This window comes from Derxia lacustris (assembly GCF_002105195.1).
GTDB classification, from domain to species: Bacteria; Pseudomonadota; Gammaproteobacteria; order Burkholderiales; family Burkholderiaceae_E; genus Derxia; species Derxia lacustris.
The window spans coordinates 76,935-97,042 of record NZ_MUHU01000014.1 but is presented as its reverse complement, the minus strand read 5'-3'; the positions used below and the strand labels follow the sequence as shown (position 1 = coordinate 97,042).

The 20,108-nt window shown below is 71.2% G+C and carries 17 protein-coding genes; 4 read left to right on the top strand and 13 right to left on the bottom strand.

Translation table 11 applies throughout. The features are described 5' to 3' along the window. The first annotated feature begins 165 nt into the window (after positions 1-165). Positions 166-600, top strand: coding sequence for a Fic/DOC family N-terminal domain-containing protein (locus tag B9P64_RS30165; protein WP_328589858.1), 435 nt, complete (start codon positions 166-168; stop codon positions 598-600). Further along, the gene (locus tag B9P64_RS30170; RefSeq protein ID WP_328589859.1) at positions 597-989 is read left to right on the top strand and encodes a Fic family protein; all 393 of its coding nucleotides are present in this window, start codon (positions 597-599) and stop codon (positions 987-989) included. Before B9P64_RS30165 ends, B9P64_RS30170 begins: the two co-directional genes overlap by 4 nt. A 138-nt stretch (positions 990-1,127) precedes the next feature. Here the strand turns inward: B9P64_RS30170 and B9P64_RS30175 are convergent, their stop codons facing one another. From B9P64_RS30175 to B9P64_RS30185, 3 genes are all read right to left on the bottom strand, one after another. After that, the gene (locus B9P64_RS30175; RefSeq protein WP_085315383.1) at positions 1,128-2,534 is read right to left on the bottom strand and encodes an MFS transporter; all 1,407 of its coding nucleotides are present in this window, start codon (positions 2,532-2,534) and stop codon (positions 1,128-1,130) included. Positions 2,535-2,919: 385 nt separating this feature from the next. Next, positions 2,920-4,662, bottom strand: a complete 1,743-nt coding sequence (locus B9P64_RS30180) for an FAD-dependent oxidoreductase (RefSeq protein ID WP_085315384.1) — start codon at positions 4,660-4,662, stop codon at positions 2,920-2,922. A gap of 21 nt (positions 4,663-4,683) precedes the next feature. Further along, positions 4,684-5,469 carry an IclR family transcriptional regulator gene (locus B9P64_RS30185; RefSeq protein ID WP_085315385.1) on the bottom strand — a complete coding sequence of 262 codons (786 nt, stop codon included), beginning with the start codon at positions 5,467-5,469 and terminating at the stop codon, positions 4,684-4,686. Between the two features lie 157 nt (positions 5,470-5,626). On the opposite strand from B9P64_RS30185, the gene B9P64_RS30190 reads away from it, so the two are divergent. Both B9P64_RS30190 and B9P64_RS30195 read left to right on the top strand, forming a co-directional pair. Then, entirely contained in the window at positions 5,627-6,433 is an 807-nt protein-coding gene (locus tag B9P64_RS30190) for a shikimate dehydrogenase family protein (protein WP_085315386.1), read from the top strand. Continuing rightward, a complete protein-coding gene (locus B9P64_RS30195; RefSeq protein WP_085315387.1) occupies positions 6,430-8,247 on the top strand; it encodes an FAD-dependent oxidoreductase in 1,818 nt (605 codons plus the stop codon). The genes B9P64_RS30190 and B9P64_RS30195 overlap by 4 nt, the downstream gene beginning before the upstream one ends. A gap of 91 nt (positions 8,248-8,338) precedes the next feature. Here the strand turns inward: B9P64_RS30195 and B9P64_RS30200 are convergent, their stop codons facing one another. The 10 genes from B9P64_RS30200 to B9P64_RS30245 are packed head-to-tail and all read right to left on the bottom strand — an operon-like array spanning position 8,339 to position 20,103. Further along, entirely contained in the window at positions 8,339-9,418 is a 1,080-nt protein-coding gene (locus B9P64_RS30200; RefSeq protein ID WP_085315388.1) for a protein-glutamate methylesterase/protein-glutamine glutaminase, read from the bottom strand. A 9-nt stretch (positions 9,419-9,427) separates the two neighbouring features. Further along, positions 9,428-9,919, bottom strand: coding sequence for a chemotaxis protein CheD (locus B9P64_RS30205; protein ID WP_085315389.1), 492 nt, complete (start codon positions 9,917-9,919; stop codon positions 9,428-9,430). Beyond that, on the bottom strand, positions 9,916-10,728 hold the full coding sequence (locus B9P64_RS30210) for a CheR family methyltransferase (protein ID WP_085315390.1): 813 nt from the start codon (positions 10,726-10,728) through the stop codon (positions 9,916-9,918). The genes B9P64_RS30205 and B9P64_RS30210 overlap by 4 nt, the downstream gene beginning before the upstream one ends. Then, a complete protein-coding gene (locus tag B9P64_RS30215) occupies positions 10,712-11,248 on the bottom strand; it encodes a chemotaxis protein CheW (protein ID WP_085315391.1) in 537 nt (178 codons plus the stop codon). The genes B9P64_RS30210 and B9P64_RS30215 overlap by 17 nt, the downstream gene beginning before the upstream one ends. Positions 11,249-11,258: 10 nt before the next feature. After that, positions 11,259-13,583 (bottom strand): methyl-accepting chemotaxis protein, encoded by a 2,325-nt coding sequence (locus B9P64_RS30220; RefSeq protein WP_217808654.1) that lies wholly within the window; start codon positions 13,581-13,583, stop codon positions 11,259-11,261. Between the two features lie 8 nt (positions 13,584-13,591). Next, positions 13,592-15,850 (bottom strand): chemotaxis protein CheA, encoded by a 2,259-nt coding sequence (locus B9P64_RS30225; protein WP_139826176.1) that lies wholly within the window; start codon positions 15,848-15,850, stop codon positions 13,592-13,594. Continuing rightward, entirely contained in the window at positions 15,847-16,149 is a 303-nt protein-coding gene (locus B9P64_RS30230; RefSeq protein ID WP_176256750.1) for an STAS domain-containing protein, read from the bottom strand. The genes B9P64_RS30225 and B9P64_RS30230 overlap by 4 nt, the downstream gene beginning before the upstream one ends. A gap of 11 nt (positions 16,150-16,160) precedes the next feature. Further along, positions 16,161-16,532: a response regulator gene (locus tag B9P64_RS30235; RefSeq protein ID WP_085315393.1), complete on the bottom strand. Its 372-nt coding sequence runs from the start codon at positions 16,530-16,532 to the stop codon at positions 16,161-16,163. Between the two features lie 24 nt (positions 16,533-16,556). Further along, positions 16,557-17,711 (bottom strand): methyl-accepting chemotaxis protein, encoded by a 1,155-nt coding sequence (locus B9P64_RS30240; RefSeq protein ID WP_085315394.1) that lies wholly within the window; start codon positions 17,709-17,711, stop codon positions 16,557-16,559. A gap of 16 nt (positions 17,712-17,727) precedes the next feature. Continuing rightward, positions 17,728-20,103 (bottom strand): response regulator, encoded by a 2,376-nt coding sequence (locus B9P64_RS30245; RefSeq protein ID WP_085315395.1) that lies wholly within the window; start codon positions 20,101-20,103, stop codon positions 17,728-17,730. Positions 20,104-20,108: the final 5 nt, after the last annotated feature.

Below are 20,108 nucleotides of genomic sequence, written 5' to 3'. Positions count from 1 at the left end.
GCGGGAACGGAACATGTCGCCGTCGGCGACATGTTCGAATGACGTGTCGCCAAAATAGAAGACGGCGACATGACGTGGTCTCGCTGCGCCGATCCCGAGCCCGCATCCCATGCCAACCCCGAGACTCTCTGGCGGCCTGATCGCCCCTGCAACCAGCTTCCGCCCTTGCCGCCCGCGCAGGAGGTGCTGCGGGCTTGCATTGCCGCGCGCGCGGCGCTGGCCGAGCTGAAGCAGGCCGCCGAGCTGATTCCCAATCAGACGATGCTCATCGACACGATCCCGCTGCTGGAAGCCAAGGACAGCTCCGAGATCGAGAACATCGTCACCACCACCGACATGCTGTTCCAGCATGCCCAGGCCGACGGGACGGCCGATCACGCCACCAAGGAGGCGCTGCACCAGGGCTTCCAGTCGCTCAAGACGCGGCCGCTCTGCACCGGCACCACGGTGGAAATCTGCCGCACCCTCAAGGGCGCTGGCATGGACATCCGCCGCACGCCGGGCACCCAGGTCGCCAACGACCGCAGCGGCGAAATCATCTACACGCCGCCCGAAGGCGAGCGGCAATTGCGCGAGCTGCTGGCCAACTGGGCGACGTGACGCGCCGGCAGGACTGGGAGCCGTGGGTGCTGTTCATGCTGCAAGCGGTGGAGGCCACCTCGGGCTGGACCACGGCCAAGATCGGCGCCATCCGCCGGCTGGCCGAGCAGACCGCTGAAACGGCGCGCGGTCGTCTGCCCAAGATCTACAGCCGCGAGCTGGTCGACGTGATCTTCGAGCAGCCGTATTGCCGCATCGGCAATCTGGTCGAGAAGGAGGTGGCGCAGCGCCAGGCGGCGTCGCGCCATCTCAAGGATCTGGTCGGCATCGGCGTGCTGCGCGAGATGCAGCTGGGCAAGGAGAAGCTGTTCATCCACCTCAGGCTGATGCAGCTGCTGACGCGCGACAGCAATGATGTCGCTCCGTTGCTGCCTGCGCCGGTGCCTTGAACCATGCCGGCACGCGCCGGCCAGGCTTGCGATCGTGCAGCCGCCTTCGAAGGTCCATCCCTCAAATGCAAGAGAGCCCGACCGGTTTTACCGTCGGGCTCTCTTGCTTCGTCCGCCGGGCGGCGGACTCAGGTCACGTCAAACCGACCGCTTCGCCATCCGCGAATCCATGATGCTGCGCTCGCGCGTCCGCTGATACTCGCGCTGCTCGACCGGCACGGCATTGGGATTGCCCAGCTCGCTCATCGGCACGCGGAAGGTTTCGCGGGCGCTCCAGGCGGCGGTGGCGGCAACCGCGCAGATCAGCAGCGTGAGCGAGCCGATCATCATCGGGATGTCGGTGGCTCCGGGCGGCGCGACCGTGGCGAAGATGGCCGGCAGCATCGCGGTCAGCGCGGTGCCCACGTTCTGCGAGATGGCCATCGCCGAGACGCGGGTGCGGGTCGGGAACAGCTCGGGATAGAAGCTCGGGAACACCGCGTTGTAGCCCTGGTAGACCACGCCCCACATCAGCAGCGACATCACGATGGCCAGCGCCTCGCTGTGGATGCTGATCGCGTACAGATAGCCGAAGGACAGCAGGCCCGAGGCCAGCGCGCCGACGATGATCGGCGGGCGGCGACCGATCTTGTCCGACAGGTTGCCGACCATCGGGATCACCAGCACGGCCAGGATGTTGCCGAGCACCGGAATCCACAGATAGATGTCCTTGCTGAAGCCGATGCCGTAGCCGGGCTGCACCGCATAGGCCGCGCCGAAGATCGAGGTGACGACCGGGATCACGTTCATCAGCGCCATGCAGACCACGCGCAGCATGTCGGCCCAGCTGTTGCGGAAGGCTTCGACCACCGGCGCCTTGGGCACGGCGCCCTTCTTGTCCTCGGCAGCGAAGGCCGGGGTTTCCTCGACTTCGCGACGGATGATGTAGCCCGCGACGATCACGAAGAAGCTGAGCAGGAAGGGCACGCGCCAGCCCCAGGTGTTGAAGTCCTCGGCCGGCAGAAAGTGCGCGATCGGCAGGAACACGGCGGCGGCCAGGATCTGGCCGGCCTGCACGCCCTGCAGCGTAAAGCTCGAGAAGAAGCCACGGCGGCCAAACGGCGCGTGTTCAAGAATCATCGAGCTGGCGCCGGAGATTTCACCGGCGACTGCAAACCCTTGCACCAGGCGGATGACGACCAGCAGCGCCGGGGCCAGCCAGCCCACTTGCGCATAGGTCGGCAGCAGGCCGACGGCCATGGTCGAGAAGCCCATCAGGAACATGCACATGATGAGCACCTGCTTGCGGCCGTGGGTGTCGCCCCAGTGACCGAGCACGAAGGCGCCGATGGGGCGGGCGACATAGCCCACGCCATAGGTGGCAAGCGACGCGATGATCGCGACCTTGGGGTCGGTCGACGGGAAGAAGATCTGCGGAAAGATCAGCGACGCGGCGGTCGCGTAGATGAAGAAGTCGTAGTACTCGAGCGCCGAGCCGATCCAGCCGCTGGCGGTCGCCTTCTTCGCTTGCCCGCCGTGCGGCGGGCGTTCCGTGGTGCTTGCCATTTGAGTCTCCAATCCCGGGTTTTGCGTGCTCCGATTCGTCGGCCCTGCGGCCGGTCGATCGGACCTTGTTGATTGATGCGCCGCCAGCTTCCCTGAATCTTTTGCAGCCCGGCATCCGAAGGAACCACCCTGGCCAAACCGGTTTCGGACAGGGCGGGAGTCGGACTGCAAAGCTCTTGGATCAAGGCCGAGCGTTGCGCGGGTCGGTCAAAGCGAGCTTCCTTGACCGGGCGCAACGCCGTAATTCGACGTCGGCAGCGCAGGCTAGGCAGCGACTGCAAGCCGGGCAATCGGGCGTGCGCGATATTCGCGCGCTTGCGTTCGATGATTGCGCGGATCGCGGGTCGCCCCTGAGCCGGCAAAAACCACGCTTTGGCCGGGCGCTTCAGGCCGGGCTGGGCTCGCTGCGGGCGGCGGCGGCCGGGTTGGCGACGGCCGGATCGGGCAGGGCGGCGATGCCGGCCGCATGGTGGGCCGCGAGCCAGCCAAAGGTCATCGCGGGGCCGAGCGTGATGCCGCCCGAGGGATAGCGCCCGCCCATCACGCTGGCGGCGTCGTTGCCGCTGGCATAGAGGCCGGCAATGGGCTGGTCGGCACCGTCGAGCACGCGCGCCTGGGCGTCGGTGCGCAGGCCGGCAAAGCTGCCGAGGCTGCCGGCGACGACCTTCACCGCGTAGTACGGGCCGGTTTCCAGCGGCGCGACGCAGGGATTGGGCGCCTGCTCGGGATCGCCGCCGGCGCGGTTGTAGGGCGTGTTGCCGCGCTCGTAGGCCGGATCGCTGCCGGCGCGCGCATGGCGGTTGTAGTCGGCCACGGTGGCTGCGAGGCCGGCCGGATCGATGCCGCAGGCGCGCGCGAGTGCGTCGAGCGTGGCGCCGGTTTTCAGATAGCCGCTGCGCAGATGGGCGCCGACCGGCATCGGCGCCGGCTTGACCGCGCCCAGGCCCCAGCGGCGCAGAAAGCGCCGGTCGCAGATGAGCCAGGCCTCGGCCGGTGCGCCGGCCGGCAGCGCGCGCATCAGGCCGAGCATGAAGTCGTAATAGGAGTCGGCCTCGTTGACGAAGCGCCGGCCCTGCGCGGTGACGGCGATCAGCCCGGGCTTGGTGCGCTCGATCAGATGCGGGAAATGGCCGGCGCTGCCGTCGCCGCGCGGCACCAGCGACACCGGCGCCCAGGCCATCGGCTGGGCCAGATCGCGCGCGACTGCGCCGCCGGCCGCTTCGCCAAGGCGCAGGCCGTCGCCGGTATTGCTTGGCGGCGCGGCCGACCAGTGCCGGCCGTCGCCGGGCAGCAGCTCGCGCAGCCGGCGCGGATCGCGCGGAAAGCCGCCGCAGGCCAGCACCACGCCGCGCCGGGCGCGGATCTCGACCGGGCCGCGCGGGCTGTCGACGACGGCGCCGGTCACGGCCGCGTCGGCCGTGGTCAGCCGCAGCACCGGGCTGGCCAGCCGCAGCTCCACGCCCAGATCGAAGGCCGATTGCGCGAGCCGCGCGACCAGCGCATTGCCGTTGACCAGATGCAGCCCGCGCCCGTGCAGCGCCACATCCTTCAGATGGCGCAGCACGCGCCGGGTCACGTAGGCCAGCGACTTGAGCGAGCGCTGCGACTGGAAGAAGTGCCGCAGATCGGCGCCCGACGCGATGCCCATGCCCCAGAGCGTGGTGAGGTCGAGCGGCGGCTTGAGCTGATGGATGCGCGCGCCCAGCTCGCGGCCGTCGAAGGGCGCGGCGCAGACCGAGCGGCCGCCGGTCGCCGCGCCCGGCGTATGGCCGTGGAAGTCGGGCATGCGATTGCCGTCGATGAATTGCACCCGGGTGCGGCGGCGGAAGAACTCGACCATCGCCGGGCCGGCGGCGAGAAAGGCGTGCACCTTCGCTTCATCGAAATGCGCGCCGAGTTCATGCCGCAGATAGGCCAGCGGCACCGCCGGATCTTCATCGATGCCGGCGTCGCGCGCGAGCGGATTGCGCGGAATCCACATCCAGCCGCCCGACCATGCCGTGGTGCCGCCGAACTGCGGCTCCTTCTCGACCACGATCACCTTCAGGCCGAGCGCGGCGGCGGTCACGGCCGCCGAGAGCCCGCCGGCCCCCGAGCCGACGACGAGCAGGTCACAGACGAGGGGCATGGCGGTTCTCCTTCAGGCCAATCAGGCGGGCGGTTTGTGGAACAGGCGCGAGGCGCCGCTGGCGACGGCCAGTTCGGCCGCCACCGCGAGCAGATCGGGCGCGAGCGCGGCCATGCGCTCGGGCGTCATGCGCAGCGCCGGGCCGGCGATGACCACCGCGCCGATGGCCGGCTCGCCGGCAGTGCGGATCGGCGCGGCGAGCGCGGCCATGCCGGGCGCGGCCGATTCGCTGACGCCGGCCCAGCCGCGTTCGCGCGCCAGCCGCAGCGCCGCGAGCAGCGCGCCGACGGTGGTGGGCGCGGCCGGGCCGTAGTCCTCGGGCTTGCCGAAGCCCTGGCGCGCAACCGCTTGCAGCGCGGTCTCGTCGTCGAGCGTGAGCAGCCAGGCCTGGCCGGTGGCGGTGCAGGACAGGCGCGCGTCCATGCCCATGTCGGGGTCGTAGCGCAGGCCCTTGCGGGCGCCCTGGGCGCGCGCCACGAAGGTGAGTCGTTCGCCGTCGAGCACGGCGAGCCGCACCAGTTCGCCCGACAGCTCGGCGAGCCGGTCGAGCGCCGGCTGGGCGATGTCGACGATGCCCGACGAGTAGAGAAAGTTGAGCCCCAGCGCCACCAGCCGCGTCGTCAGCGCGTAGTCGCCAAAGTCGCGCAGCTGGCGCACATAGCCGAGCCGCGCGAGGTCGCCCAGCAGCCGGTGCACGGCGCTGCGCGGGATGTCGAGCCGGTCGGCGAGCGCCGCCAGCGCCAGGCCTTCGGGATGGGCGGCCAGCAGTTCGAGGATGGCGAGGGTGCGTTCGAGGATTCCGTTCATGGGGCGACCGGGGAGGGCGGAAAGGGCGCCGATGCTCCCACAGGCCGGGCGAGCAGGTTCGCGTTGAGTTGAATGATAGCCAAAAGTGGAATCAAGTTCCAAAAAACGGCTAGCATTCGGCCCATCCCTTTCGCAGCAAGGCCATGAGGAGCCAGCAATGCAGCATCCATTGAGCGGCGCGACCCGCCTTCATCTCATCGTCGGCGACCCGATCGCCCAGGTGAAATCGCCGGCCGGCGTCACCGAGGCGCTCCAGCAGCGCGGTCGTGATGCCGTCTGCGTGCCCTGGCATGTGGCGCCGGCCGATTTCGACGCCTGCCTGCGCGCCACCGCGCTGGCGCGCAATGTCGACGGAATCATCGTGACCGTGCCGCACAAGTTCGCCGCCAGCGCGCTCTGCGCCACGCTGACCGAGCGCGCGCGCTTTCTGGGCGCGGTCAACACGCTGCGCCGCAATGCGGATGGCAGCTGGCACGGCGACATGGTCGACGGCCTGGGCTTTACCCAGGCCATGGCCGACGCCGGCTGCAAGCCCGAAGGCAAGCGCGTGCTGCTGGTCGGCGCCGGCGGCGCCGGCTCGGCGATCGCGCATGCCCAGCTGATGGCCGGCGCCGGCACGCTCGCCATCCACGACGAGGACACGTCCCGGTGCGGCGCGCTGATCGCGCGGCTGGCCGGCCTCGGGCGCGGCGCGGTGGTGGCCGGTTCGCCCGACCCGACCGGCTTCGACATCGTCATCAACGCCACGCCGATGGGCATGCGCGCCGGCGATCCGCTGCCGGTGCAGGCCGAGCGGTTCACGCCCGAGCAGTTTGTCGGCGACGTGATTACCGTGCCGCTGGTCACGCCGCTGATCGCTGCGGCGCGCGCCCGGGGCTGCCGCACCTCGCTCGGCACCGAGATGTTCGGCCGCGTGCGCGAGCTGATGGTCGCCTTCCTGCTCGGCGGCGAGGTGGCGGCATGAGCGACGCCAAGATCGCCCCGACCGATGCCGCGCTGCGCCGCATCGACACGCCGGTACGCACTGCGCTGACCGACATTCCGGCCGACGCCAGCTTCGATCTGGTGGTGATCGGCGCGGGCGGCGCCGGCCTGACCGCCGCGCTCACCGCCGCCATCGAGGGCGCGCGGGTGCTGGTGGTGGAGCGCACCGAATTCCTCGGCGGCACGACGGCGCTGTCGGCCGCGACCACCTGGGTGCCGCTCAACTCGCATTGCACCGACGTGGGCTTTGCGGACAGCGTCGAGAAGGCCGAGGGCTTTCTCACGCGCGCGGTCGGCGAGCGCAGCCCGGCGGCGCTGCGCTCGGCCTTTGTGCGCAACGGCGCGGCGGCGGTCGACTACATCGAGCGCAACTCGCAGGTGAAGTACCGCGCGCGGCCCTTCCATCCCGATTACCTGTCGGAGCTGGAAGGCAGCACGCTGCGCGGCCGCGCCATCGAGCCCAAGCCCTTCGACGGCCGGTTGCTCGGCGACTGGTTCGGCCTCGTGCGGCCGCCGATTCCCGAGTTCACCGTGCTCGGCGGAATGATGGTCGACCGCGACGACATCGCGAACCTGCTCAAGCTCGGCCGCGACTGGAAGGCGTTCCGCCATTCGCTCGGCATCGTGGCGCGCCACGGCCGCGACCGGCTGAGCCATGCGCGCGGCACCCGGCTGGTGATGGGCAATGCGCTGATCGCGCGCCAGCTCTATTCGCTGCTGGAACGCGGCGCGCAATTCGCGCTCGGCACCTCGCTGGAGCGGCTGGTGCGCGACGGCGATGGCGCGGTCACCGGCGTGACGCTGACCCAGGGCGGCATGAGCCGCACCCTGCGCGTGACCGGCGGCGTGGTGCTGGCCAGCGGCGGCTTCAACCGCCATCCGCAAAAGCGCGCCGAGCGCCTGCCCGGCATCGACGCCAGCTGGTGCCCGGGCGCGCCCGGCCATACCGGCGCGGCGCAGGACCTGGCGCTGGCGGCCGGCGCGCGCTACGGCAGCGGCGGCATGAGCGACTGCTTCTGGGCGCCGGTGTCGCTGCGCAAGCGCGCCGACGGCAGCACCGCCGCCTTCCCGCACTTTCTGCTCGACCGCGGCAAGCCCGGCTTTGTCACGGTCGATCAGCGCGGCCGGCGCTTCGTCAACGAGAGCACGTCCTACCACCTGTTCGGCCTCGCGATGCAGGCGGCGCATCGGCAGTCGCCGGCGATCCCGGCCTGGCTCATCACCGATCGCGCCGGGCTCGAGCGCTACGGCATCGGCATGGTCCGGCCCGGCGGCAAGGGGTTGGCGCCGTTTCTGGCCGACGGCTATCTGATCGAGGCGGCCACGCTGGCCGAGCTGGCGACCAGGCTGGGCGCGGATGCCCCTGTGCTGCAAGCCAGCGTGGCGCAGATCAACGACGCGGCGGCCAGCGGCGTGGATGCGCAATTCGGTCGCGGCAGCACCGACTACCAGCGCGCCAATGGCGATGCGACGCGTACCGAGCTGGCCAATCCCTGCCTCGGCGCCCTCGGCCGCGCGCCGTTCTATGCGGTGCGGCTCTATCCGGGCGACATCGGCGCGGCGACCGGCCTGGTCACCGATGCCGCCGCGCGCGTGCTGGCCGAGGGCGACTGGCCGATCCCCGGGCTGTACGCGGTCGGCAACGACATGCACTCGATCATGGGCGGCGTGTATCCGGCGCCGGGCATCACGCTCGGGCCGGGGCTGGTGTTCGGCTGGCTCGCGGCGCTGGATGCGCTGGCGCGGCGCGGCCAGGGCGCGGCTGCGCCGGCGCGCTCGGCGGCGCTGGTCTGACGCGGCGGCTTGGCGCGGCTTGGCGGTGGGCCGGCAAAAGGCGGCCGCCCGGCCCGGGCCGCCGCCTCAACCGCCCGGCCGTCCGGCCGCCTCAGCCGCGCGCGTCGAAGCGCTGGATCGCGCCAGCGACCTGGGCGATGTCGATCACCTCGTCGGCGGCGCCGAGCTTGATCGCTTCCTTGGGCATGCCGAACACCACGCAGCTCGCCTCGTCCTGGGCCACGGTGTGGGCGCCGGCGTCGTGCAGCTGCTTCATGCCGCGCGCGCCGTCGTCGCCCATGCCGGTCAGGAGGATGGCCAGCGCATTGGCGCCGGCGCATTCGGCGGCCGAGCGGAACAGCACATCCACCGACGGCTTGTGCCGGTTCACCTGCGGCCCGTCGGCCACTTCCACGAAGTAGCTGCCGCCGCTGTGGCGCAGCTGCATGTGCCGGCCGCCGGGCGCGATCAGCACCACGCCGCGCTCCAGCCGGTCGCCGTCCTCGGCTTCGCGCACGTTCATCGCGCAGATGTCGTTGAGCCGCCTGGCATACATGGCGGTGAACTTCTCGGGCATGTGCTGGACGATGGCGATGCCCGGGCAGTCGGCCGGCAGCGCCAGCAGCACCTGCTCGATGGCCTGGGTGCCGCCGGTGGAACTGCCGAGCACCACCGGCTTGTTGACCGACAGGCTGCGCGCCGGCCGTGCGGCGCCGCGCGGCGGCGGCGCGGTGGCGGTGGGCGCAAATGAGGAACCCGCGCGCGCCGGCGCGCCGGCGCCACCGGCAAGCGGCCGGGCCCGGGCGGCGGCCCTGAGCGTCTGCACCAGCTCGCGGCGCGACTCCTCCAGAAACTGCTTGAGCCCGATGCGCGGCTTGGCCACCACCGCCACCGCGCCGGCGGCCAGCGCCTCCAGCGCCATCTGGCTGCCGCTGGCGGTGAGGGTCGAGCAGATCACCGTCGGCAGCGGGCAGTCGGCCATCAGCTTGCGCAGAAAGGTCAGGCCGTCCATGCCGGGCATCTCGATGTCGAGCAGCAGCACGTCGGGCGGCGTGCGGCGCAGCACCGGCTCGGCCAGGATGGGATTGGGCGCGCTGCCGATCAGCTCGATCTCGGGCTCGTCCTGCAACAGGTATTTGAGTGCCTGGCGCACCACGGCCGAATCGTCGACCACGAAGACCTTGACCGTCATGACCTCACCTCAGACCTCGCAGGCGACGACTTGCGGCGCGTCGGGGCCGACGGTCCAGCCGAGCCGCCGGTAGACCGTGCCGCCGACATCGTGGCCGGCCAGCGCGATGCCGTCCTGGGCCAGCGCGGCAAACGCCCAGTCGATGTTGGCGGTGCCCACATGACGGTCGCGGCACATGGTCGGGAACATGTTGCCGCCGCCGTACACATAGGCCTCGCACAGCGCCGGCACGATGCCGCGCGCGCTCAGCAGCCGGTACATCGTGCCGAGCGCCACGTCGCCGTAGACGCTTTGCCGCGCGGTCGCGCCGGCCGGCGGCGCGCCGGCATGGATGACATGGCACATCGCGCCGAGGCTGCGGCGCGGATCGGTGAGCACGATGGCCACGCAGGAGCCGAGCAGGGTTTCGAGCCGCACGCCGCGCTCGGCGCAATGCACGTCGCCCGGATGCAGCGTGACGACCGGGCCGACCTCGGCCGGCGCGCGCGGCGTGGCGATCATGCGGCCGCCTTGCGGAAGGCGCCCGGCGCCAGCGCCTGCAGCGGCACGGTCGAGGCGACCCGGCCCTCGGCGGTGCCGACGAAGAACAGCCCGCCCGGGCGCAGCTGGCCGAGCACCCGGTCGACCACCGCCAGCTTGGTCGGCGCATCGAAATAGATCAGCACGTTGCGCAGGAACACCACGTCGAACGGCCCGAGCGCCTCGATCGGCCGGCACAGGTTGAGCTGGCCGAAGCGCACCCGCGCGCGCAGCGCCGGCTGCATCTGCACCAGCCCGTCGGCCTCGCCCGCGCCGCGCAGGCAGTGGCGCTTGAGCCGCTGCGGCGACACCTCGCGCAGCCGCTCGGCCGGATAGACCGCCTGGGCCGCGCTGCGCAGCACCCGGTCGCTGATGTCGGTGCCGAGGATCGACCAGTCGGCGCCGATGCGACCCTGCTGCTGCATGTCGGCCAGCAGCATCGCGATGCTGAAGGCCTCGTCGCCGAAGGACGAGGCGGCGCTCCAGAGCGCCAGCGGCTCGTGGCGGCGGCCGCTCAGCTCGCGCTCCAGCAGCTCGAAATGCGCCGGCTCGCGGAAGAAATAGGTCTCGTTGGTGGTCAGCAGATCGACCGCCATCTGGAACTCGCCGCCGTCGTCATGGCTGGCGATCAGCGCCAGATAGTCGTCGAAGCCGGCGAGCCCGAGCCGCTGCACGCGCGGCGCGAGGCGTGCCGCGATCAGCGGCTTCTTGCTGGCGCCGAAGGACAGGCCGATGGCCGAATGCATCAGCGCGCTGATGTCGCGGAAGGTGCTGTCACGCAGCGGCTGCATCCAGATCCCCGGGCGCCGTGCATTGGGCCGCTTCGCAAAGCTCGGCCATCTCGTCCATGTCCATCGCCTTGTCGGGGTCGAGCAGCACGACGAACTCGCTGCCGACCTTGCCCATGCCGGCGATGAAGCGGCGCTTGACCGCCGCGCCGAAGGCCGGCGGCGGCTCGATGCGGTCGGCCGGGATCGCGATGACCTCGCGCACCGCGTCGACCAGCAGGCCCAGCTCGACCCGCTCGTCGGCATTCACCGAATCGAAGATCACGAAGCAGGTCTTGGCGCCGACCTCGGTGGCCGGCCGGCCGAAGCGCGCCTGCAGATCGATGACCGGCAGCACCGCGCCGCGCAGGTTGATGACGCCGCGCACGAAGCGCGGCATCAGCGGCAGCGTGGTCAGCGGGCGGTACTGGATGATTTCGCGCACGGTGCGGATGTCGAGCGCGAACACCTCGGCGCCGAGCCAGAAGGTGAGGTACTTGGTCGGCGCCGCGCTGGCGCCGGCGTCGGTGGCGGGCTGGTTCATCGCGGCGGGCTCAATAGGGGCGGAAGTTGCTGGCGGCGCTGTAGGCCACCTGCTGCGGCTTGGCGGCGCGGGCCGGCGCGGCGGCCGGGCGGATCGCGCCGCGCCCGCCCGGCTGGGCCGCCGGGCCGCGGCCGCGCGCGCCGCCGTCCTGGCGCATCGGCGCGGCGCCGTCGCCGAGGTTGAAGAAGGCCACCGACTGCTGCAGCTGCTCGGCCTGGCCCGACAACTCCTCCGACGTGGCGGCCAGCTGCTCCGACGCCGAGGCGTTCTGCTGCGTGGCCTTGCTCAGCTGGCCCATCGCGCCGCCGATCTGGGTGACCGATTCGCTCTGCTCCTGCGACGCCGCCGCGATCTCCTGCACCAGATCGGAAGTCTTCTGGATCGACGGCACGATCTCGTCGAGCAGCCGGCCGGCGCGCTCGGCGGTCGACACGCTGTTGCCGGCCAGATCGCCGATCTCCTTGGCCGCTTCCTGGCTGCGTTCGGCCAGCTTGCGCACTTCGTCGGCCACCACCGCAAAGCCCTTGCCGTGCTCGCCGGCGCGCGCCGCCTCGATGGCCGCGTTGAGCGCCAGCAGGTTCGTCTGGTAGGCGATGTCGTTGATGATGCTGATCTTCTGCGCGATCTGCTTCATGGCGCCGACGGTCTGCGTGACCGCCTGACCGCCTTCGCCGGCTTCGCGGCTGGCCTTGTTGGCCATGCCGTTGGTCACCTTGGCGTTGTCGCTGTTCTGCGTGATCGAGGCCGACATCATGTCGATCGAGGCTGTCGTCTGTTCCACCGACGAGGCCTGCTCGCTGGCCGATTGCGACAGGCTCTGCGCCGTCGCGCTCACCTGGTTGGCCGCGCCGGTCAGCGCATCGGCCGCCGCGCGCACCTCGCCCAGCACCTGCGTGAGCTGCTCGGCGGTCTGGTTGCCGCTGTCCTTCACCTTGCCGAACAGGCCCTGGTAATCGCGCTCGATGCGGTAGGCCAGATTGCCGAGCGAGAAGGCTTCGAGCAGCGCCGCCACATCGCCGAGGCCCTGCTCGCTGGTATCGAGCAGCTGGTTCACGCCGCTGCTCAGCGTCTTGAAGAAGCCCTGCTTGCCTTCGGCCTCCAGCCGCCCGCTGAAGTCGCCGGCCGCCGCCGCCTGCACGATGGTGTCGATCTCCTTTTCCACCGCCACTTCGGCGGTGCGATCCGACCATTCGACCACCGTGCCCATGCGCTCGCCGTCGGCGCTGAACACGGGGCTGGCGATCAGGCCGAAGGTCAGGCTGCCGACCTTGATCTGAGTGCGATGGGTGGTTTGCAGCGCGCCCAGCATGCTGCGCTGATGCATCGGATTCTTGTGGAACACGTCGATGCTCTGGCCGATGAGCTGGCGCGCGTTGAACTGCGGCAGCACCTTCCTCAGCTCGGCCTCGTTGGCGACCATCATCTGGGCCACGGTCTCGTTCATGTAGACGATCTCGTTGGCCGCGTTGGCGATCATCACATTGGTCGAGCACTTGTCGAGCGCATTGCGGATGCGCAGGTTCTCGATCTGGTTGGTCTCGCGCGCGATGCGCTCGCGCAGCTCGGTCTGCATCGCGGCCAGCGCCGTCATCAGCTCGCCGGTCTCGTCGCGGCCGCCGGTCTGGATGTGGTTGTCGAGCTTGCCGGCACCGATGGCGCGCGCCACGTCGAGCGCCGCGCCCAGCTGGCGCTTGAGCCCGCGCGTGATCGCAAAGGCCAGCGCGGCACCTGCCGCCAGCGCCAGCGCCAGCAGCGCGATGACCAGGTTGCGCGCGTCGGCGAGCGTGACATCGGCATCGGCATTGGCCGCCTCGACCCGCTCGCGCTCATACGCGGCCAGCTTGCCGATGGCCTCGATGTACTTGATCTGCATCGGTCGGGCGCGCTCGATCAGCACCTTTCGGGCGCCGGCCAGGTCGCCGGTCCGGGCCAGCGCGATGAACTCCTGCTCGGGCCCGGCATAGGCGCCCAGTCCGTCGACCGCGGCCTTGAGCGCCGCCTTGCCGGTGTCGGACCGGATGGTCAGCATCAGCGCGTCGCGCTGCTGGGCGGCCTGCGCATCGGCTTCGGCCATGCGCGCGAGTTCGGTCTCGATCGCCTCGCGGCCGTCGAGGATGAGCGCATTGCGCATGTGGCGGCCGTTGTCGAGCACCGCGATCTGCCAGTCGCTCGCATGCAGCAGCTTGGGCACGCGGTCCTGGGTCACGGTGGCCACCGAGCGGTTGAGTTCGGCCAGGCTGCGCAGGCTGCTGGCGGCGATGCCGAGCATGAGCGCCAGCACGATGCCGAAGCCGAGCGCGAGGCGGGTGGAAATCTTGAGGTCGTTGAGTTTCACGGGCGTTCTCATTGAAAGTGCTGCGCGCCGGCAGGGGCGGGAAGTTGCATGTCCGGTAGTGGAATGCCGGCCGGCGGGCCGCTCCTTACCGTCGCGGGAAAGCTGTCGGCGGCAGCGAGCGCGCCGAGGGAATTGACATCGAGGATCAGCGCCACCTCGCCGCTGCCCAGGATCGACGAGCCGGACACGCCGCGCATGTGCTGGAGCAGCCGGCCGAGCGGCTTGATGACGGTCTGCTGCTGGCCGTGCAGCACATCGACGATCACGCCGTAGCGCGTGTTGCCGGCGCGGATCACCAGCACGCTGTCGCGCTCGGGCGGCGGCGCGTCGAGCGCATACAGCGCGCGCAGGCTGACCACCGGCAGCACCTGACCGCGCAGCTCGATGCAGCTGCGGCCGCGCGCATCGAAGGGCGAGGTCTCGGGCCGGGTCGCGATCACCTCGCACACTGCGTCGAGCGGCACCACGAACTTGCTGTGGCCGACGCCGATCAGAAAGCCGTCGATGATCGCCAGCGTGAGCGGCAGCCGGATCTCGATGCAGGAGCCCTGGCCGGGCGTGCTGGCAATGTCGACCGAGCCGCGCAGCGCCTCGATGTTGCGGCGGACCACGTCCATGCCGACGCCGCGCCCGCTGAGGTTGGTGACCTTCTCGGCGGTGGAAAAACCGGGCTCGAAGATGAGCTTGAGGATGTCGGCATCGGGCGGCGTGACGCCGGGCCTGACCAGGCCGCGATCCCAGGCGCGTTGCAGCACGCGGTCGCGCGCGATGCCGCGCCCGTCGTCGACGATGCGGATCAGCACGCTGCCCGACTCGTGGCAGGCGCTGAGCGTGAGCCGGCCCTGGGCCGGCTTGCCGCTGGCGGCGCGCTGCTCGGGCGCTTCAAGGCCGTGGTCGAGCGCATTGCGCACCAGATGCATCAGCGGATCGGCGATGCGCTCGACCACCGCCTTGTCCAGCTCGGTATCGCCGCCGACGATCTCCAGCGCCACGTCCTTGCCCAGCTCGGCGGCGGTATCGCGCACCACGCGCCGAAAGCGCGCAAAGGTCTCGCCGATCGGCACCATGCGCAGTTGCAGCGTGCTGTTGCGCACCTCCTCGATCAGCCGGGTGATCTGGCGGTTGGCCTCGATCAGCGGGCGCTGCTGCGTGTCGCGCGCCAGCTGCGAGGCACCGGCGCCGGCAATCACCAGCTCGCCGAGCAGGGTGATGACTTCATCGAGCCGGTCGGCCTGCACGCGGATGAAGCGGTTCTCGTCGCCGTCGCGCTGCTGCTGCTTGCGCAGCGCGGCGGCCACCACGCGCGGATCGACGCCGGCCTGCTCGACCAGCACCTCGCCCAGCATCGGATGGCTGCCGCTGCGCGCCTCGGCCAGCGCCTGGCTTTGCAGGCCCTGGGCCAGCTGGCTCTGGGTCACGGCGCCGACCGCCACCAGCATCTCGCCGAGCTTGCGGCCGGGCGGCTGGGCGGCGATCAGCGCGGCGCAGTCGGGCAGGGCGGCGCAATCGGGCAGGGCGGCGGCGGGCGGTTCGATGCGCAGCGTGCAGTCGTCGCGCACGAAGCTGAACGCGGCCTCGATGCCGTCGCGGCCGAGCGGCGTGTCGATGCTGAAGTCGAAGGCCAGATGGCAGTCGTCGCCGGCCAGCGTGTCGAGCGGCGGCACCGCCGCGGTCTTGCAGCGGATCGCGCCCATGCGGCCGATGCCGCCCAGGTACTGGAGGATGGCCAGCGGGTCCATGCCGTTGCGGAAGGTGTCGGCATTGAAGCTGACCGCCACCTGCCAGTCGCCGCCGGCCGGCGCCGGCGAGTCCGACGCGGCGGCCAGCGCCGGCGTGGCGGCCGCCACGGCCTCGGTGCCGCTGGCCAGTTGCAGCCGCAGCACCAGCGCGGCGCGCGCCTGTTCATCGGCCAGCGTGGCGGCGAGCGGGTTCTGTGCCGCCTCGATCAGCGCGCGGATCTGGTCGTTGCTTTGCAGCAGCAGGCTGCCGAGCGCCGGCGTCAGCGCCAGCTGGCCCTCGCGCAGCCGGTCGAGCAGGGTCTCGACGTGATGCGTGAAGCCGACCACCGCATCGAGCCCGAACATGCCGGCCGAGCCCTTGACCGTGTGCGCGCAGCGGAACAGCGCATCGAGCAGCTCGCGGTCGTCGGGCGTGTCCTCCAGTTGCAGCAGCAGCTGTTCGAGCATCTCGATCTGCTCGTTGGCCTCGCTGATGAAGGCCGGCAGCGCCTCGGCGATGAAGCTGGCGTCGTAGCCGGCGTCGCTCATGCGGCCGCTCCGGCGCCGAGCAGCGCATCGAGGCCGAGCAGCGCGCAGGCCTGGGCCAGCGTCGGGCTCGGCCGCGCGAGTCGCAGCGTCCAGCCGTCGCGCGTCAGCTGGTTGGCCAGCGCCACCAGCAGCTGGAGGCCGGCGGCATCGACCTCGGCGACCGCGGCGGCATCGACCGCGAAGCTGTCGTCGGCGGCATCGTCATGGCTCAGGCCGTCGAGGCTTGCAAGCCATTGCGGCGCCAGCTCGGCCACCATGTAGATGGTGAGTTCGGCCGGCAGCGCCAGACGGGTCGTCACGGCGGCGTCCATCAGGCCAGCACCAGCTTGGAGACCGCCTCGAGCAGCAGCGGCGGCGCAAACGGCTTGACGATCCAGGCCTTGGCACCGGCGGCGCGGCCGGCCTGGATCTTGGCGTTCTGGTTCTCGGTCGTGAGCATGATGACCGGCACGTACTTGTGCCTGGGATGCTGCTTGACCTGGGTGAGGAAGGCGATGCCGTCCATGTTGGGCATGTTCACGTCGCTCACGATCAGGTTCACCTTGGGCAGCTCGGCCAGCTTGGCCAGCGCGTCCTTGCCGTCGGTGGCTTCGACGACCGTATAGCCCTCGCGGGCGAGCGCCATGCGCACCAGCGAGCGCAGCGAACTGGAGTCGTCGACGATGAGAATGGTCTTGGCCATGGGGTCTGCCTGCGGGTGGTCGGGTCAGAAGAAGAGGACTTCGGCGGCCGGTCGTGCCGGGCCGTCGTCATGGCCGGCAGCCGGCCCGGCATGGGCCTGGCGCTGCTCGGCGGTGGTGTAGTCGCGGCGCAGGTCGGCCAGCCAGGCGGCGGCGTCGGGCGCGGGTTCGTCGCGTTCGAGCGCGGTCTTGAGGCGGGCGATGTCGGCATCGATCACCGAGATGATCTGGCTCACGCGGTCCTGGAATTGCAGGCTCACGAACAGGTCCTCGATGTCGGCGCGGATGACGCCGCCCTGGGCCCGCATGCGCTCGGCATCGGCGCTCAGGTCGCGCACATGGGCCAGCACGTCCTGCACCACGCAGCCGGCCAGTGCCAGCGCGGTCTTGTCGCTGACCGAGGTGGCCGAGGCGGTCTGGACGGTGGCGCCGACCATCGCGGTGACGGCGGCCACGCGCTCGGTGATCTGCTTGCCGGTATCGGCCGAGACCTGGGACAGCACGCGGATTTCCTTGGCGATCACGCTGAAGCCGCGTCCGGCGTCGCCGAGTCGTGCGGCCTCGATGGCGGCATTGATGGCGAGCATGTTGGTCTGCATCGCGATGTGGCCGACGCCGCTGGCCATGTCCTGCAACTCGACGGTGGCGCGCGACAGGTCGTTGACGATGGCCAGCATCGCGTCCTTGCTGTCGAGCATCTGGGTCATGGTGGCGATCACCGGCTGCAACTGGCGCTCGCACAGGGTCAGCAGGCTGATCGTGCCTTCCTGCGGCGCGCGGCCGCTGCCCTTGCCCAGGTCGAAGCCGGCGGCCTCGCATTGCTCGGTGATCGATGCAAAGCTTTGCACCGCCTTGTCGATGGCGTCCTCGGTCTGGTGCCTGACGCTGCCCACATGCTGCAACCACACCGGCAGCACGCCGCCGAGCAGCGCCGACAGCCGTTGCAGCCGGTCGCCGCCGGCCGGCCGGGCACCGGCGTCGTCGGCAGCGGCCGGGCGCGCGGCGGCGCGGCGCCAGCCGGCCGCCAGCAGGCAGCCGGCGACGCCGAGCAGGGCGGTGAATTCGAGCGGGCCGGCGGCGCCCAGCAGCGGCAGGCCGGCAAAGCCGCAGGTGGCGATGCCGAGCGCCAGATCGGCGAACGGGCGGGCGGTGGCGGCGCGGTCGGAGGTCGGCGGATTCATGGGGCTCGGTTCGGGTTCAGGTCAGGGCCTTCTTGAGGTCGGCGTCGATGGCGCCGGCCAGTGCGGTCATGCGGGCGCCGAGTGCGCGCGCCTCGTCGAGCGTGCCGCCGCGCCCGAGCGCTTCGAGCGTGGCGCAGAGCCGGGCCAGGCCGAGCGCGCCGACCATCGCGGCCGAGGTCTTGAGGCGGTGGCCGAGCGCGGCCAGCGCGGCCAGATTGCCGGCGCTCAGCGCGGCGTCCAGCTCGGCCAGCGCCGGCGCGATCGATTCGGCGAACAGGCTGGCGTAGCGCCGCAGCTTCTGCGGATTGCCGGCCACCGACCGCGCGAGTATCGACAGGTCGATCACTTCCGGATCGCCCGGTGAACAGGCGAGAACCGGCGCCGGCGCGGCGATGGACGCCGGCATCGCGGCGCCCGCGTCGGCAGGCGTGGCGGCTGGCGCGGTCGTCGCCGCGACCGGCGGCCGCGCCAGCAGCCGGCCGAGCGCGGCATACAGCGCGGCCGGCTCGACCGGCTTGGTCAGGAAGTCGTCCATGCCGGCGGCCAGGCAGCGCGCGCGGTCGCTGGCGCAGGCATTGCCGGTCAGCGCCAGCACCGGCAGCCGGGCATGGCGCGGCATGGCGCGGATGCGGGCGGTGGTCTGGAGTCCGTCCATGCCGGGCATCTGCAGGTCCATCAGCACGCAGTCCACCGTCTCGGCGCCGAGCAGCGCGAGCGCTTCATGACCGTCGATGGCGACGATCACGCTGGCGCCCAGGTCTTCGAGCAGGTCGGCCGCCAGCTCGCGGTTGAGGTCGTTGTCCTCGACCACCAGCAGGCGCCGGCCGCGCAGATCGGGCGGCGCGGTCGGCGCGACGCTGGCGGCGGCGGCACTGCCGGCCGGCTCGAACTGGGCGGTGAACCAGAACCGGCTGCCGGCGCCGGGCGCGCTCTGCACGCCCACTTCGCCGCCCATCAGCCGGGCCAGCTGGCGCGTGATGGCCAGGCCCAGGCCGGTGCCGCCGAATTCGCGCGTGGTCGAGGCGTCGGCCTGGTGGAAGGACTGGAACAGCTGGTCGATCTGCTCGCGCGTGAGGCCAATGCCGCTGTCCTCGACCTCGAAGCGCAGCAGCACGCCGGGGCCGGCGCGGTGCAGCTGCGTGACCCGCACCTGGATCGCGCCGGCGCGGGTGAACTTGATGGCATTGCCCACATAGTTGAGCAGCATCTGGCCGAGCCGCTGGGCATCGCCGCGCAGCCGCGCCGGCAGCGTCGGATCGTGCGCGATGCGCAGCGCCAGGCCCTTGTTGCGCGCCGCCTGCTCGGTTTGCAGCGCCAGGTTGTCGAGCACCGTGGCGAGGCTGAAATCGGCGCAGTCGAGCTCGAAGCGGCCGGCCTCGATCTTCGAGAAATCGAGGATGTCGTCGACGATGCCGAGCAGCAGCCGGCCGGCGCGCCCGAGGTTGTCGAGGTAGTGCAGCTGGCGCGGTCCGGGCTCGGCCTTGCGCGCCAGATGCGCCATGCCGATCACGCCGTTGAGCGGCGTGCGGATCTCGTGGCTCATGTTCGACAGGAACTCGCTCTTGGCGCGGCTGGCGGCATCGGCGGCGCGGGTGGCCAGTTCGAGCGCATGGGTGCGTTCGGCGACCCGCGCTTCGAGCGAGACATTGAGCCGCGCCAGCTGGTTGGCGGCGCGGCGCAGCTCGGTCACGTCGCGGTAGCTGATGACCCGGCCGTGCAGCCCGGCGGCGATGCGCAGCGGCGTGACGCGGCACTCCACATGCCGGTCGTCGCTGAGCGCCAGCGCGGCGAAGTCGGCGCCGGCGCCAAGCGGATCGACGCCCGGCTCGGCCAGCTGGGCCCGCATCGCGGCCAGGATGGCGCGCGTGTCGGGTGCGCCGCGCCAGGCCGCCGGCAGCCGCCACAGGCGCAGGAAGTTGTCGTTCATGCCGGTGATGGCGCCGGCCGGATCGGTGACCAGGATGCCGTCGGCGGTCGCGTCGAGCGTGGCGGCCAGCAGCGCATGCGAGCGCGCCAGTCCCAGGTGCGCGCCGATGCGTGCGCGCATCACCGCCGGATTGACCGGCTTGACCAGAAAGTCGGCGGCGCCGAGCGCCAGCCCCTGCGCCTCATGCTCGGGATCGCCCTGGGCGCTGACGAAGATGACCGGGATGTCGCGCGTGAGCGCATCGGCCTTGAGCTGGCGGCAGACCTCGTGGCCATCCATGCCGGGCATCACCACGTCGAGCAGCACCAGATCGGGCAGGCGTTCGCGGCACAGCGCCAGCGCCTGTTCGCCGTCGGTCGCCATCAGGACCTGGAAGTCGGGCGCGAGCGCCCGATACAGCGCATGCACGTTGATCGGCTGGTCGTCCACCACCAGCAGGCGCGGCGGCGGTGCGGCGGCGTGCATGGCGC

Bases quoted from the DNA above. Each gene is read 5' to 3' on its own strand.
- B9P64_RS30240 (WP_085315394.1), bottom strand. From the start codon at position 17,711: ATGAATCCGCCGACCTCCGACCGCGCCGCCACCGCCCGCCCGTTCGCC.
- B9P64_RS30180 (WP_085315384.1), bottom strand. From the start codon at position 4,662: ATGCCCCTCGTCTGTGACCTGCTCGTCGTCGGCTCGGGGGCCGGCGGG.
- B9P64_RS30205 (WP_085315389.1), bottom strand. From the start codon at position 9,919: ATGATCGCCACGCCGCGCGCGCCGGCCGAGGTCGGCCCGGTCGTCACG.
- B9P64_RS30215 (WP_085315391.1), bottom strand. From the start codon at position 11,248: ATGAACCAGCCCGCCACCGACGCCGGCGCCAGCGCGGCGCCGACCAAG.
- B9P64_RS30235 (WP_085315393.1), bottom strand. From the start codon at position 16,532: ATGGCCAAGACCATTCTCATCGTCGACGACTCCAGTTCGCTGCGCTCG.
- B9P64_RS30245 (WP_085315395.1), bottom strand. From the start codon at position 20,103: ATGCACGCCGCCGCACCGCCGCCGCGCCTGCTGGTGGTGGACGACCAG.
- B9P64_RS30210 (WP_085315390.1), bottom strand. From the start codon at position 10,728: ATGCAGCCGCTGCGTGACAGCACCTTCCGCGACATCAGCGCGCTGATG.
- B9P64_RS30225 (WP_139826176.1), bottom strand. From the start codon at position 15,850: ATGAGCGACGCCGGCTACGACGCCAGCTTCATCGCCGAGGCGCTGCCG.
- B9P64_RS30175 (WP_085315383.1), bottom strand. From the start codon at position 2,534: ATGGCAAGCACCACGGAACGCCCGCCGCACGGCGGGCAAGCGAAGAAG.
- B9P64_RS30195 (WP_085315387.1), top strand. From the start codon at position 6,430: ATGAGCGACGCCAAGATCGCCCCGACCGATGCCGCGCTGCGCCGCATC.
- B9P64_RS30185 (WP_085315385.1), bottom strand. From the start codon at position 5,469: ATGAACGGAATCCTCGAACGCACCCTCGCCATCCTCGAACTGCTGGCC.
- B9P64_RS30190 (WP_085315386.1), top strand. From the start codon at position 5,627: ATGCAGCATCCATTGAGCGGCGCGACCCGCCTTCATCTCATCGTCGGC.
- B9P64_RS30200 (WP_085315388.1), bottom strand. From the start codon at position 9,418: ATGACGGTCAAGGTCTTCGTGGTCGACGATTCGGCCGTGGTGCGCCAG.